Origin of the sequence: Acutalibacter muris, assembly GCF_002201475.1 — a bacterium.
Lineage (GTDB): Bacteria > Bacillota > Clostridia > Oscillospirales > Acutalibacteraceae > Acutalibacter > Acutalibacter muris.
The window spans coordinates 954,415-967,577 of record NZ_CP021422.1 but is presented as its reverse complement, the minus strand read 5'-3'; the positions used below and the strand labels follow the sequence as shown (position 1 = coordinate 967,577).

The window sequence follows — 13,163 nt, the reverse complement described above, 5'->3', positions numbered from 1 at the left end:
TTTCTCTATGCAGCTCTCCGTAAGGCCCTAGCCCACACGCACCGGCAGGCCCGAGCGCCTCTCGGCTGTCCGTCTCAGCCTTTCGGCGGTATCCTGGGGCGAGGGACGTGCCCCTTTAAAGCGGTTGTCCGCCTCCAGGGCCTGGTACTTGCTCTCGCCCAGCGGGTTAAAGAGCAGCAGCTCGTAATACTGCGCTCCACCAAGGCCCCCCACAAACTCCGCGATATTGCCGATCTCCTCCTCAGCGTCGTTGACGCCGGGTATAACAGGGGTCCTGACAAGGAAATCCTTTCCCGACTCCGCCAGTCTTTTGGCATTCTTCAAAATCCTGTCGTTGCCGACACCGGTCCATTTTTTGTGGGCCGCCGCGTCGAAGATTTTTATATCGAACATCACAAGGTCCACCAAGGGCAGCAGGCTCTCATATATGTGCCAGGGAGCGTGCATATTGGTCTCCAGGGCCGTGGAGATACCCTGCGCCTTTATGGCCTCCAGCAGCGCCTTTGCAAACTCCGGCTGGGTGGTAAGCTCACCGCCAGACAGGGTAACGCCGCCGCCCGAATTTTCGTAATAGGCCCGGTCCTGGAGTATCTCCCCCATGACCTGCTCCACTGTCATCTCCCTGCCGGAGAGCACCAGCGCCCCGGTAAAGCAGCCGCCGGCACAGGCCCCGCAGCCGGTGCAGAGGGCGCGGTCATAAAGGAGCCTCCCATCTTTAATGCTCCTGGCCCCTGATTTACAGGCCCTTACACATGCCCCGCAGCCCAGGCACTTCTCCGGGTACACCATCAGCTGGGGCCTGATTTGCAGCGTCTCCGGGTTATGGCACCACTTGCACGCCATATTGCACCCCTTTATAAACACTGTCGTGCGTATCCCCGGCCCGTCCCTTAGTGAAAATCTCTCTATTTCTGTGATCACGCCTTTCATGGCTTCTCCCCTTCTATAAAGATTCGGCGCGGCGGGAAAGTCGCCGCGCCGGGGTCAACGGTAATTACTTGCTCAGTTCCTCAAAACGCACTTCCCTTTTAAGCTCCGAGGATTTGTAGAAGGCCTCGATTATGGAGACCACGTTCATGACCTCCTCACGCTTGATGGGATACTCCTCCATGGTCATATCCCCCTCCAGCACCTTCAGGATATACTCGAGCTCGTGTATATGTCCGGTAAAATCCGACAGGGCCGAATACTCGTCCGGGAACACCCTGGGAGTCACGTCTGTCTGGAAGGCCCCCTGGGTGGTCAGCAGCCGCAGGCCGTCGTCGCCTATGGTAAGGCCGCCCTTGTCTCCACAGATACTGACGGTGTTGCAGTTGGGCTGGTTTAGAGCCCAGGATATCTTGAAGGTGACGGTCATGCCGTTATCCAGCCGGATATACCCGTTGGAGAACTCCTCCACATCAAACTCCTTCATATCGAACTTTCTGGGGGTGAAAAGTCCCGTGGGCGCGCCGCTCTCGGCGTTGGAGAAGGTCACGTTCTCCTCCTTGTTCACTATCCTTGTGACAGCGCTGCCGCTTACCGCGGTCATCTTTGGGTTGCCGGAGATGTACATCAGATAGTCGCACATATGCACGCCCAGGTCGCAGAAGGATCCTCCCACGTTCTCACTGGCCATATGGAACATACCCCAGCGGGGGACTCCCCGCCGCCGCACCAGGTTAAGGTCGGCGTAATAGATGTCCCCAAGACAGCCGTCCTTGGCAAACTCCGCGGCGGCGCTGAAATTGCCGGTAAAGCGCAGGGACTGTATCACAAACAGCTGCCGGCCGGCCGCCTCGGCGGCCTCGAACATCTCCCTCGCGTCCGCCCGGCTCATGGCCACCGGCTTTTCACAAATCACATGGCACCCGGCCTTAAAGCCCATAAGGGTGTACTTCTTGTGATAGGCGTTGGGGGTGCAGACGGAGATGATGTCCGGCTTTACCTCCTCCAGCATCTTCTGGGGGTCGGTATAGTATTTGGGAATACCGTGGCGCTGTGCGGTCTCCCGGGCGGCCTGCTCGCGGATATCCGCCACAGCGGCCAGCTCCACCCTGTCCCCCATGGCCTTATAGGCCGGGATATGGGCGGCGTTGCAGATCATGCCGTTGCCGATAATGGCAACCTTATATGTTTTCATAAATTGCTCTCCTTAAAATAATCAGCCTTAATATTCCCCGGCAAGGCAGAGCTTGAGGTGATCCAGAGCCTGCTTATTATAACGGCGGGGATTGTCGGTGAATTCCAGCTCTACGGACAAGTTGCCCTTATAGCCAACCTTCTTCAGCGCCTCTATGACCGCCGTATAGTCCGTTATGCCGCAGCCGGCGGGGATATTGCTTCTGGACACCGCGTCGCAGTCCTTGCAGTGGACGTTGAAGATACGCTCCCCGCCCAGAACATAGATGCTCCACTCCGGGTCAATATGCTGTGCCACCAGGTGGTTCGTGTCCAGCTGGATACCGAAGTCCGGGTCGTTCACGTCCTCCAGCAGCTTCAGCATGGCGTGGGGTGTGGAGATTATAGAGCCGGGGAAACACTCCACAGACATACGCAGTCCATGCTTTTTGGCGATGGCAAGGCACTTGCGGTAGCTCTCCATCAGGGTCTCCCAGTCCTTTTTGTAGCAGTAGCCGGCGGGCATACGGTAGCTCTGCTTGATGGCGGGGGCGGCGGGGTTGAAATGCCAAGCCTTGGCCCCAAAGGGCAGTGGCACAAGGGTTGAGACTATCTTGCAGCCGATATTTACTGCGGTCTCAGCAGCCTTTTCAAAGTGGGCCAGACAGTCCGCGTTCCGGGCGCTGTCCGGGTCGTTCCAGCCCGCCTCCTGGAATACGAACACGTTGGGCTCAAGGCCTATGGCGCGGGAGTGCTCCCCAAGGGCGTTTGCGGTCTCCTTTGTAAAGAACTGGTCCAGAGCCTCGGGCGTGCCCAGATAGTCCACGCCCTCAAAGCCCAGGGCACGGATCTCACTGGCGATCTTTATAAGGGAATCCCCCTCGGGCATATCCTCGGGTATTGGCGTCCAGCCCCAGGCAACGTTTGCTAGTTTCATTTATTCTCCTCCTTATAAGTTTCCTCTCAGCCGATAGTCCAACAGGCGTTTTTGACGTCCTCCATTTTCAGCGACCGACTGGAGCGCAGGCCCGCGTCCAGCATGGCGGCGGACCAGAGGTTATTCTTAAGGTCCATGGTATAGTGTATGGGTTCGCCGGTTTCCAGGTGGTGGAAGACCTCCTTGGCCAGATCCTCCCGGCCCTCGGGCAGCGGATAGTCGCCGGAGCTGTAGACCTCGTTGGGGGTGGTGGAATACCTGTCGCGGTACACGCACACGTTGGGAAGGGCTCCATGCTCCCCACCGTTCTCCACTATAAGCGCCCCCTTCTCCCCCCAGACGATGGGCCCGGAGGGATAGCCGCTGCTGATGGTGTTCCAGGTGCCCTCTAAAATAGAGACCGCCTCGGGATAGCGCACCATCAGGGAGGCGTAGTCCTCCGCGTCCCCGAACCTGTGGTTGAAGTTGGCCTTCAGTCCGTAGACTCCCTGGGGCTCCTGGCTCAGATACCAGTTGGAGAGTATAGTGCCGTAGCAGCAGTAGTCCAGCATACTGCCGCCGCCGGCGGCCTCCTGATGCCACCACTCCTTACCCAGCTGCCGGTCGGTCATTACCTGGCCGTAGGAGAAGGGGCCCATGGAGTCCGGGTTGCGGAACTGGAAGCGGTATACCTTGCCGATAACGCCCTCACTGACCAGTTTCTGGCCCAGGCGCACACTGGCCTGCCAGGTGGTGGGCCAGTTTATCATGCACTCTGCCCCGCCTATACGGGAGGCGCGCTCAATGGCCATGGCATGGGCCGTGGAATAGGCCAGAGGCTTCTCCACCACCACATGGATGCCGCGCATGAGTATCTCGGGTATCACAGTGCCGTGAAAGGCGTTTTCGCAGTTTACCAGCACCAGATCAGGCTTCTGGTCCAGAAGCTCCTTATAGTCCTCATAGACCTTCTCAAAGCCGCACTGCTTTTTGCACAGTTCCAGATTCCTGCTGCGGCTGGAGCTCTCGAAATACTCGGACTCCACCATGGGCTTTATGTCCGCCGCGCCTATCCACTCCACCCGCTGGGGCATGGTCAAAAAGGGCTTTATCTGGTCCAGCACGTGCATATGGGCGAAGCCCACAAGACCGATACGATATTTTTTCATAGCTAAAATATAATCCCTTTCCTTTATAGTATTGTGTAGTATTGTTTAGAACGTGGTGTGCAGCGGCACCACGCTGCGGGTTTCTATGGCCTCGGGTATGGTGCACATGATGTCCACAACGTGCCTTGCGTGCTCGGGGGGCAGGCCCACGGGGCGGTCCTCCTCGATGGCGTGTATCAGGTCCTGTACCACCATGCACTGGAAGAAGTTCTGCTCGCTGGCGGGAATATCCCACTCCATGGGCTTCATCCAGCCTCTAAGGCCCCGCTCCGGCGCGTCCAGATAGATGTCAAGGGGCATCCAGTTGCCGTTGTCCACAAAGGATATGGTGCCCTTTGTGCCGAAGATCTCCATCTGGGGGGCCCGGCTCCCCTTCTGGCAGAAGCCCGATTCCACCACGGCCATGGTGCGGTCGCCGTAGTCCAGGGTGATGATGTAGTTGTCGTAAAGCTGATCGGCCTCGATCTTCATGCCGTCAAAGCTGCCAGAGCGCACGGTGCGCAGGGGCTCCGAGATCTTCGCCATGCACCCGACGGCCTTTGCGGGACCGAGAAGGCCGGTGGTCATGGTAAGGCCGTGTACGCCCATGTCGTACAGGGCGCCGCTGCCCGGACGGTGGAACCAGGTGGGGTCGGCGGTGCGGTACTGGAAATACTCCGGTCCGCCGTGGCAGACGTTGGTGTGCACCTTCATTATCTCCCCTATGCAGCCGTCGGCAATGAGCTTTTTAGCAAAGCGGAGGTCGTCGCGCAGCATATGGATGGGAGAGGCCGTGTATTTGACTCCCGCCGCCTTGGCCGCCTCGATCTGCTCTGTGACCTCCTCCACCGTAAGGCCCACCGGCTTCTGGGAATAGAGATGCTTTCCGGCCTTTAAGGCCTTCATGTTGATCTCATGGTGAGCCGGGATGGAGGTGGTGTTCATCAGGATCTCAAAATCACACTTCTCCAGCAGCTCGTCGATGCTGGAATACCAGGCTGGCACCCCGAACTTTTCGGAGTATGCTTTAGCCCTCTCCGGGATGATGTCGCAGACCGCCACCATATCCGCCTCGGGAATGTCCTTGATCCTGGGCAGATAGGTGTTGTCCGCAATGGAGCCGCAGCCTATAAGCGCAACCTTCCATTTTTTCATTACAACTTTCCTCCTAACAGAATTAAAATTCTATATGATAAACTATACCCTTTGTATAGCCATCATCCTTTTAGTCCGGCTGTGGCGATGCCCTGCACAAAGAACTTCTGGGTGAACATGAAGAACCCAATTACCGGGAAGGAGAGGAGCACCACTCCCGCCAGTGTCAGGTTTTCCTGCTGGAAATGCTGGTTGTTCACCGTCTGCAGGCCCACCACAAGCACATATTTGTCCGCCGAGCTTATGAAGGTCGAGGGCACCAGATAGGAATTCCAGGTGCCTGTAAAATTGAATATGGCAATGGTCGCCAGCAGCACCCCGGATATGGGCAGCACTATGCGGAAATAGGTGCCGAAGCGCCCAAGGCCGTCAATGCGCGCCGCCTCCTCCAGTTCCTCGGGTATGCCGTAGAAAAACTGCCGGGACATGAAGATGAACATGGACTGGGACAGGTACGGCAGGGTTATGGCCCAGAGGGTATCCACCAGCCCGGCCTTTGCCATCATGATATATTGCGGCAGCAGCACCAACTGGCCGGGGATCATCATGGAGAGCATAAGGCAGAGGAAGATGACCTTGCGGCCCGGAAACCGCAGCCTTGCCAAGGCGTATCCCGCCAGGGGCGTAAAGAAGATGTTGCCCGCCACCACCGCCACGGTGGAAAGGGCCGTATTGCCGTACCATCTCAGTATGGGAAACTTCGAGAAGAGCTCCTTATAGTTGTCAAGGCTCCAGATATCCGGCGACACAAAGGTACCGATATAGCGCTTTGGCAGCAGCGAGTTATAGAACACGTAGAACACCGGCACCAAAAATATCAGCGCCAGGCATAGCAGGAACAGATATGTGAATACCTTGCCAATGCGTTTTTTAGCCATCTCAGTCCGACCTCCTTCCAAGGACCTCTCTCACAGCGGACAGCGAGAAGATTATCAGGAACAGCACCACCGCCGCCGCGCTGCCATAGCCCATGTCCATATAGCTGAAGGACTGCTGGTACAGGAAGGTGACCAGCGTGCTGGTGGCTCCCGAGGGGGACCCCAGGGGGGACTGCTTGGACATGGCCGCTATCTGGTCGAATATCTGGAAGGCGTTTATCATGCCGAAGGTCAGCACCAGATAGGTGGTGTTTTTTATCATGGGTACGGTTATCTTCGTCAGCCTCTGCCAGGAGTTGGCGCCGTCCACCTTTGCGGCCTCATAGAGCTCCACGGGCACCTCCTGAAGGGCCCCTATGAAGATGACCATATAGAACCCCACCTGCTGCCAGACGTAGACGATGATAAGAAAGGCCATGGCGTACTTGGTGCTGGCAAACCAGCTGACGTTCTCAAGCCCCAGCATAGCAAAGAAGGAGGATGCGGGCCCGCCCTTGACGAAGAAATACATGAAGAAGATCGTCACCGCCATTGCGGATATGACATAGGGTATATAGCAGCTGGAGCGATAGAAGCCCTTGAGCCGTATGGGACCGTTGAGCAGCACCGCCACGGCAAAGGAGAGCAGGGTCTGCAGCGGAACGATTACGGCCACCATAAAGAAGCTGTGGCCCATGGCCGTAAAGAACTTTGTGTCCTGAAAGAGCCGAACGTAGTTTGCAAGGCCCACGAACATATTGGTTTCGGGCGTGGCGTAGTTGTACTGGTAAAAGCTGATAGATATGGCCTTTAGGGCAGGGTATAGGAACCATATCAGCCAGAAGAGCACGGCGGGCAGTACGAATATCCAGCCGGCAACGGCCTCCTGCCGTCTCATTTTACTGTGTTTCTTTTTCTTACCTCCTGTGTTTTCAGCCGTCATTTTATATAAGCCCCTTTCTTATATATATGTGGGTCCCCCCGCCGGACGCAGCCGGCAGGGAGACCACACCACATCTCTGAATCGTATCAGTGATTCAAATTTTATTCTCCGAACTCCTCCTGCAGCTCCTTGACTATCTGAGCGCCGGTAACAGTGGAATCAGAGTTGAAAAGGGCCTCCTCCATCTTGGAGATAAGCGCGTCGGCAAACTTCTTGCCCGCCGCGGGATAGCCAAAGCCGTTGGACTTGGGCACAGCGTCCACAAGGCTTGCAAGCTCGGGCTGCCTCTCCTTGAAGGTCTCGAAGTAGTCGGGGTCGGCGGGGATGTAGCCGATATCACAGAAATGATCGAAAAGCTTGTCGTTCATCATATAGTTGATGGCCTGTGCCGTCTCCTTCTCGTGGGAGCCGCCCTTCAGTATAGCGTAGCAGGGGGCATGGAAGGTGCCGGAAACATCGTTCTTGCCTTCGGCGTGTGGGATGGTGATATACTTCACGTTCACATCGGGAGCGTTGCGCATGAAGTCGTTCACATACCATGTGCCGCCGGTGGACATTGCCGCGTCGCCGGACATTACAACGTTTCCGTCATAGCTGACGCCCAGCTCCTTGGGGGTGACAACATAACCCTGACGGTAAGCGTCGATAATGAACTGCAGAGCCGCCGCGTTCTCAGGGGTGTCGATGGTCTTGCCCAGGCCCCAGCCGCCGCCATAGGACAGGCAATACTGGGTAAAGTGGAACTCCTGGGTGTTAAAGCACAGGCCGGTCATGCCCAGCTTGTCCTTAAAGACCTTGCAGGCCTCCAGAACGTCATCCCAAGTCTCGGGCAGGTCGGCCTCGGTGAGCTCGGCCTCCTCCCAGAGGTCCATGTTGATGGCGAACACTGCGGGGGTCTGGTGCCAGGGAACACCGTATATCTGTCCGTCGATGGTCCAGATGTCCTTTACGTTCTGGCCGACCTTATCCCAGCAGGTGATGGTGCCGTCCTCAATGTACTGGTCGATGGGCACGATAAGGCCGTCCTTGATATATGGCAGGTACAGCTCGTTTGTCAGAGCGATAAAATCAGGAGCTGTCTTGGCCGCTATCTGAGCGGGCAGGTTGTCCCAGAAGGCAGAGTCGGTGGGATACTTCTGGAACTCCACCTCAACGCCGATGGCCTCTGCCATACCCTCGGTGCCGGCCTCATGCTCTGTGTTAAAGTCACCCCAGCCGCCCATGCGGATGGTGACGACCTCGCCGCTGTTCCCTTCGGAGGAAGCCTGGCTGTCCTCCTGGACCTCAGAGCTCTCCTGGCCGGAGCTCTCGCTGTTCTCCGCCTTGCTGCTGGGCGTAGAGGAATTATTCCCGCTCTGCCCGCAGGCCGCAAAGGAGGCGACCATCAATAATACCAATAATAACGCTAATACTTTTTTCATTTTCTTTACCTCAATTCTTTTATTTTGGTCTGAGCCTAAACTTTTTGCCACCTCCTTTTGCATGATATTTTCCATACTTAATGGTGATTATAGTATAATCTAACCAGGCCTATTGTTTCAATAAACCACATTGCCGCTTTTTTATGGATATTGACCAACGGCGATTATTACTTAATGCTTCAGGCCGTTGCGGTATTCCACCGGGGTGCAGTTCATTATCTTTTTAAAAACGATATTGAAGTGGGTAGAGCTGTTGAAGCCCGTCAGCTCCGCTATTTCATATATCTTCAAATGAAAATCGTTCAGATATTCCTTTGCTTTCTCGATACGTATATTGTGGATATAATGCTGCACCGAAACCCCGAGCTTTTTCTGGAAAAGGCGGCAGAGATAGGATTTGCTTATCATAAGATAGTCCGCTATCTCCCCAAGGGAGATGTCCCCCCGGCTTAGGTTCTGCCTGATATACTCCGTGGCCGCCCGGATAAGGTAGTGGTTCCGGCCCGAGCCGTCGGCCTGAACCTCCTTCTGCAGCCCGGCAAAGAACTCCTCCGTCTCCTCCAGGCTCCCGCAGCCTTGCAGCTTTCTCAAGGACTGTTCCGCCGGCCTGCCCTCCTGCACCAGTACCAGCCGGACGGTCTCCTGCAAAAACTCCTGTATCCCGTCCACCTCCAAATTTCTACCCTCGTGCCGGTGCAGCCACTGGAGAATCTTGTTAAGGCCGGCAAAAAGCTGAGGGTAGTTCTTCTGCTCCGCCGCGCCCTTTACCCCCTCCGTCAGCGGCTGGAGGACCGGGTCGTTTAGGGTATTCTCCGGGGGGCGGGTCTCCTGGATAATTCTTTCCTGCGGCCTAAAATAGTGGAGCTTCCGGGAGTATACCGCCTGCCGGAAGGCCCCCGGCAGCGCCGAAAAGCTCTGCACGGCCCCGCCGACGCCAAAGAGCACCTCAACATTCAGGTAATTTTTCAGCACGGAGGCCATCTGCTCCAGAAGGGAAAACAGCTCCTCTCTCCGCTCCATGCCGCTTAAAAGCAGCACATATTGGTTCTCCTTCAACACGAATAGCTCCACCTCTGTGGTCCTCTGCCGCAGCACCTCCTTGGACAGGTTCACCACACCGTGCTCAAGGGTGAAGGGATAACCCTCATCGTACCGCTGTATCACCTGTTGATACCCTGCCACGGCAAAGGTTACACAGTACAGCTCCCTCTCCCTTATGGAAAGCCACCGGGTGTCCTGGCCGGCGTGCCCGCCCTCACTGCCGCGGCCTGTGACCAGCCGCTTCAGGCTGGCGTATCTGTTGGAGTAATTTTCCCAATTCCCCTGCGCCGCCTGTTCCCCGGCAAGATCCCTCTCCTGCAGGGACCGGCATATCTCGTCCAGAACGCACAGAAGGTTGTCGCTGTTTATCTCGCTTTTGCGCAGGTAATCATAGGCGCCGTTCTTCATGGCCTCCTTCACCAGGTGAAAATCGTCGTGGCAGCTGAGTATAACCGCTTTGGTGCGCACTCCTGTCTGCTGCATAAGCTTTAATACCTCTATTCCGTCCATCACCGGCATACTGATGTCCAGGAACACGATGTCCGGCTGTGCGCGCTGGAGCATCTCCCAGCCGGTCTGTCCATTGTCCGCCTCCCCTACCACCTCATAGCCGTGCTGTCCCCAGTCCACCGAGGAGCAGATGCCCAGGCGTATCAGACTGTCGTCGTCAATCACCGCGATCCTAATCCTATTCATTGTCTCCCTCCTTATAGGCTCTGGCGGGTATCTCTACCAGCACCCGGGTATATTCTCCCGGCTTACTATCTATTCTAACGCCGTACTGGCTTCCAAAGGTGTACTGTATCCGCTTCTGCACATTGTATAGGCCAATCTTGTTGAAGGACAAGGAACTTGCCGGGTGCTCCGATTCCAGCGCCCGCTGGATCTGTTCCTGGGTCATTCCCTTTCCGTTGTCCGTCACCTCATACACTATTCGGCCGCTGTCCCGCCTTATATCAACACTGATAGCCGCGTCCTGATAGGGCTGCTTAAACTCGCTGAAGCCGTGGCAGATGGAATTCTCAACAATAGGCTGGAGCAGAAATCGCAGGGTCGCGCAGTCCTCCGTATCCGGTCCCATTTTTATATCTGCCTGTATCTTGTCGAAATACTTTAGGTTTATCAGATTGAGATAGTCCTTTATAAAAAGCACCTCGTCTCTGATGGGGACCATATCCCTATCATTCTTCGAGGAGAACTGGAGCAGCTTTATCAGCGACTCCAGAGCCGTCACCATGCGCTTTGAGCCCTGCATCTCCGCCATCCATTTGATGGAGCTTATAGTGTTATACACAAAGTGCGGGTTTATCTGGAACTGCAGCGCCAGAAGCTCGGTCTTTCTAAGCCGCGTCTGGGTCTCATAGTTGCGCACGGTCAGGTTATTTATCTCCTCTATCATGCTGTTATAGCTGTTGGAAAGCCCCTTTATCCCCACCTGGTTCTCCCGAAAATCCGCCCCGCTTTTTTGGGCCTCGAAGCTGCAAAGCTTTGTGTAAAGCTCCTGCAAAGGCCGGGTGATGACCTTCGACAGGAAGTGCGCCATGACCACCGCCAAACAGATGAGGAGGAGCCCCAGAAGAATCGAGATATATGGCATGGCCGCGATCTCCCTGTTCAGCTTGCTGCGCATTATGAGCTTGACCCCCTTCCAGCCGGGGTTTGAGGATTCTGACACCATTATGTCGCAGAGCGCCCCGTCCACCCGCGCCGTGGTGACCCCGCCGCCCAGCTCCGGCATAAAAAACATACCGCCTATCTCCTCCTCTATATCGCTGTATACCACCCGCGAATGGCTGTCCAGGAGATAAAAGCGCTCCTGTGGATCCTCTTGGCGCTGGGGCCAGAGCTTTCGGAGGTCCTGTACACCGACGTTTATCAAAACAACCCCCAGCAGCCGGGAGCTGCGGGGAGAATGCAGACTTCGCCCCAGGGTGACGCAATATCTGTTTTCCCCGGTGGAATCCGGCTGTACCAACAGGTTCTCATGTACGCCGATAAGAGTGAGCGCACCCTCATTTTCCACCACTTCCTCATACCAGCTTTCCTCCTTCACGTCGTAATTTGGATTGATGGTATGCTTGGTGCAGTAATAGAACATATCGCTGTTTTCCGGAAACACCGCGATGGTGGCGATCCGATTGTCCAGGTAGTAGCCGTTGCGGTACAGCACGTCCTCTATATTCTGTTTGTCCCTATAATTCAGCACCCTAGCCGTCGGGCCGGAATAGGCGCGCTCCAGGGCCTCCGTCAGCTGCGGGTTCATAAGCAGCGAATCGGAGATCTTTTCCAGTGACTGGAAAAAGCTGTCCATCACGTAGATAGTCTGGCTGTTATGCTGCAGCTCGCTCTGCTGGATGTCCGTCAGCAGCACCTGCTTAAAGTAACCGTAGCAGAAGCTTCCCAGCAGAACTATCGGCAGCACGGCAATGCCAATCATTGTCAGCATCAGTTTCTTTTTCAGAGACATATTAGGCTCTCCTTTCCAGAAAGCATACGGCGAAAGACAATACTTGCGCCTGCCCTTAGCCCTTTAAACTGACAAGTTTCCCTGTTTCCGCAGACTGAAGCGCCGCCTCTACAGCCTTCAGTACCCGGCGAACCTGCCAGGGCTGCGCTGCCAGCGTCCCGCTTCCGTCTATAACCTCCCGCAGATTCTCATAGTATGCAGCAAGAGCGTCCCCCGTCTCCTCCGGCTCCGGCAGAGGCAGCTCCCGGCCCTCTGCACCGGGCTCCAGAAGGAGGGTGCGCCCCTCTCCCGCAGTTCCGCCCAGGCAGGCTGCCGCCCTGTCCCCCAGGATCGTCCAGCGCGGCGACGTCTCTGGGGCGGAGCTGTCAAGTTCTATCTCCACCACGCCGCCGCTCTCCAGGTTAAAGACCAGAAGGCAGTAATTCTCCGTATGGGAAAGCCCGGTTTTGCAGGTCCTGCAAAACACGCTTATGAAATCGTCGTATCCCAAAAGCCACATGAGCTGGTCTATCACATGCACCCCCCAGCTGTACAAAACGCTCTCTCCCGCAGAGAGCCCCCAGCCTGGCAGGGCTCCGCGCCCCTGCAGTCTGGCCTGCAGGGAATACACCCTTCCCAGCCGGCCGGTATTGAGCAGCTTCTTCACCACGCAGAAATCCCTGTCCCGGCGGTGGTCCTGACAGACGGCGAGCACCCTGCCGCCACGTCCTATGGCGGCAATTATCTGGTCCAGCTCCCAGACGCTGAAGGCGGCGGGCGCGGCACAGGCCACATGCTTTCCCGCCCTTGCCGCGGCCACGCACAGCTCACTGCGCCGGCCGGCGGGCGCGCAGACCAAGACGGTGTTTATTTCCCTGCACCCCAGCAGGGCCTTCAGCGAGCCGAAAGTGCGTATGCCGCCGGCCTCCGCCGCCGCCCGCCGGGCCGCGTCAACGTCATAGGCCCCTATTATATTGTATCCTCCCGCCTGCGCGGCATATTTATGGTGAAGCTCCCCCATGCCTCCGTACCCTATGATTCCCAGGCCTATCTTCATACTAGTGCCTCCTTCTCTCATTTTTATATTTTCTTTAGTTATATTATATATTTTCGCCTAGGTATTTTCAATAAATATG

At 56.3% G+C, this 13,163-nt stretch carries 11 protein-coding genes; all 11 read right to left on the bottom strand.

Annotated features, from left to right (window positions below; genetic code table 11):
* Positions 1–27 precede the first annotated feature (27 nt).
* The 11 genes from ADH66_RS04865 to ADH66_RS04815 all read right to left on the bottom strand — a co-directional run bounded on the left by ADH66_RS04865 (position 28) and on the right by ADH66_RS04815 (position 13,084).
* The gene (locus ADH66_RS04865) at positions 28–930 is read right to left on the bottom strand and encodes a glycyl-radical enzyme activating protein (protein ID WP_066534952.1); all 903 of its coding nucleotides are present in this window, start codon (positions 928–930) and stop codon (positions 28–30) included.
* A gap of 64 nt (positions 931–994) precedes the next feature.
* On the bottom strand, positions 995–2,122 hold the full coding sequence (locus ADH66_RS04860; RefSeq protein WP_066534955.1) for a Gfo/Idh/MocA family protein: 1,128 nt from the start codon (positions 2,120–2,122) through the stop codon (positions 995–997).
* A gap of 27 nt (positions 2,123–2,149) precedes the next feature.
* Positions 2,150–3,037, bottom strand: a complete 888-nt coding sequence (locus ADH66_RS04855) for a sugar phosphate isomerase/epimerase family protein (RefSeq protein ID WP_066534957.1) — start codon at positions 3,035–3,037, stop codon at positions 2,150–2,152.
* A 26-nt stretch (positions 3,038–3,063) separates the two neighbouring features.
* Positions 3,064–4,185, bottom strand: coding sequence for a Gfo/Idh/MocA family protein (locus ADH66_RS04850; RefSeq protein WP_066534960.1), 1,122 nt, complete (start codon positions 4,183–4,185; stop codon positions 3,064–3,066).
* A 45-nt stretch (positions 4,186–4,230) separates the two neighbouring features.
* Positions 4,231–5,319 carry a Gfo/Idh/MocA family protein gene (locus tag ADH66_RS04845; RefSeq protein WP_066534963.1) on the bottom strand — a complete coding sequence of 363 codons (1,089 nt, stop codon included), beginning with the start codon at positions 5,317–5,319 and terminating at the stop codon, positions 4,231–4,233.
* A gap of 62 nt (positions 5,320–5,381) precedes the next feature.
* Positions 5,382–6,197, bottom strand: coding sequence for a carbohydrate ABC transporter permease (locus ADH66_RS04840; protein WP_066534968.1), 816 nt, complete (start codon positions 6,195–6,197; stop codon positions 5,382–5,384).
* A gap of 1 nt (position 6,198) precedes the next feature.
* Complete coding sequence (locus ADH66_RS04835; protein ID WP_066534978.1) at positions 6,199–7,119, bottom strand: carbohydrate ABC transporter permease; 921 nt, start codon at positions 7,117–7,119, stop codon at positions 6,199–6,201.
* 101 nt (positions 7,120–7,220) lie between these two features.
* Positions 7,221–8,504, bottom strand: coding sequence for an ABC transporter substrate-binding protein (locus ADH66_RS04830; RefSeq protein WP_207653031.1), 1,284 nt, complete (start codon positions 8,502–8,504; stop codon positions 7,221–7,223).
* A gap of 207 nt (positions 8,505–8,711) precedes the next feature.
* The gene (locus ADH66_RS04825) at positions 8,712–10,277 is read right to left on the bottom strand and encodes a response regulator (protein WP_066534986.1); all 1,566 of its coding nucleotides are present in this window, start codon (positions 10,275–10,277) and stop codon (positions 8,712–8,714) included.
* A complete protein-coding gene (locus tag ADH66_RS04820) occupies positions 10,270–12,048 on the bottom strand; it encodes a cache domain-containing sensor histidine kinase (protein WP_066534988.1) in 1,779 nt (592 codons plus the stop codon). Before ADH66_RS04820 ends, ADH66_RS04825 begins: the two co-directional genes overlap by 8 nt.
* A 55-nt stretch (positions 12,049–12,103) precedes the next feature.
* Positions 12,104–13,084, bottom strand: coding sequence for a Gfo/Idh/MocA family protein (locus ADH66_RS04815; protein ID WP_066534990.1), 981 nt, complete (start codon positions 13,082–13,084; stop codon positions 12,104–12,106).
* Positions 13,085–13,163: the final 79 nt, after the last annotated feature.

Bases quoted from the DNA above. Each gene is read 5' to 3' on its own strand.
- ADH66_RS04865 (WP_066534952.1), bottom strand. From the start codon at position 930: ATGAAAGGCGTGATCACAGAAATAGAGAGATTTTCACTAAGGGACGGG.
- ADH66_RS04860 (WP_066534955.1), bottom strand. From the start codon at position 2,122: ATGAAAACATATAAGGTTGCCATTATCGGCAACGGCATGATCTGCAAC.
- ADH66_RS04855 (WP_066534957.1), bottom strand. From the start codon at position 3,037: ATGAAACTAGCAAACGTTGCCTGGGGCTGGACGCCAATACCCGAGGAT.
- ADH66_RS04850 (WP_066534960.1), bottom strand. From the start codon at position 4,185: ATGAAAAAATATCGTATCGGTCTTGTGGGCTTCGCCCATATGCACGTG.
- ADH66_RS04845 (WP_066534963.1), bottom strand. From the start codon at position 5,319: ATGAAAAAATGGAAGGTTGCGCTTATAGGCTGCGGCTCCATTGCGGAC.
- ADH66_RS04840 (WP_066534968.1), bottom strand. From the start codon at position 6,197: ATGGCTAAAAAACGCATTGGCAAGGTATTCACATATCTGTTCCTGCTA.
- ADH66_RS04835 (WP_066534978.1), bottom strand. From the start codon at position 7,119: ATGACGGCTGAAAACACAGGAGGTAAGAAAAAGAAACACAGTAAAATG.
- ADH66_RS04830 (WP_207653031.1), bottom strand. From the start codon at position 8,504: ATGGTCGCCTCCTTTGCGGCCTGCGGGCAGAGCGGGAATAATTCCTCT.
- ADH66_RS04825 (WP_066534986.1), bottom strand. From the start codon at position 10,277: ATGAATAGGATTAGGATCGCGGTGATTGACGACGACAGTCTGATACGC.
- ADH66_RS04820 (WP_066534988.1), bottom strand. From the start codon at position 12,048: ATGTCTCTGAAAAAGAAACTGATGCTGACAATGATTGGCATTGCCGTG.
- ADH66_RS04815 (WP_066534990.1), bottom strand. From the start codon at position 13,084: ATGAAGATAGGCCTGGGAATCATAGGGTACGGAGGCATGGGGGAGCTT.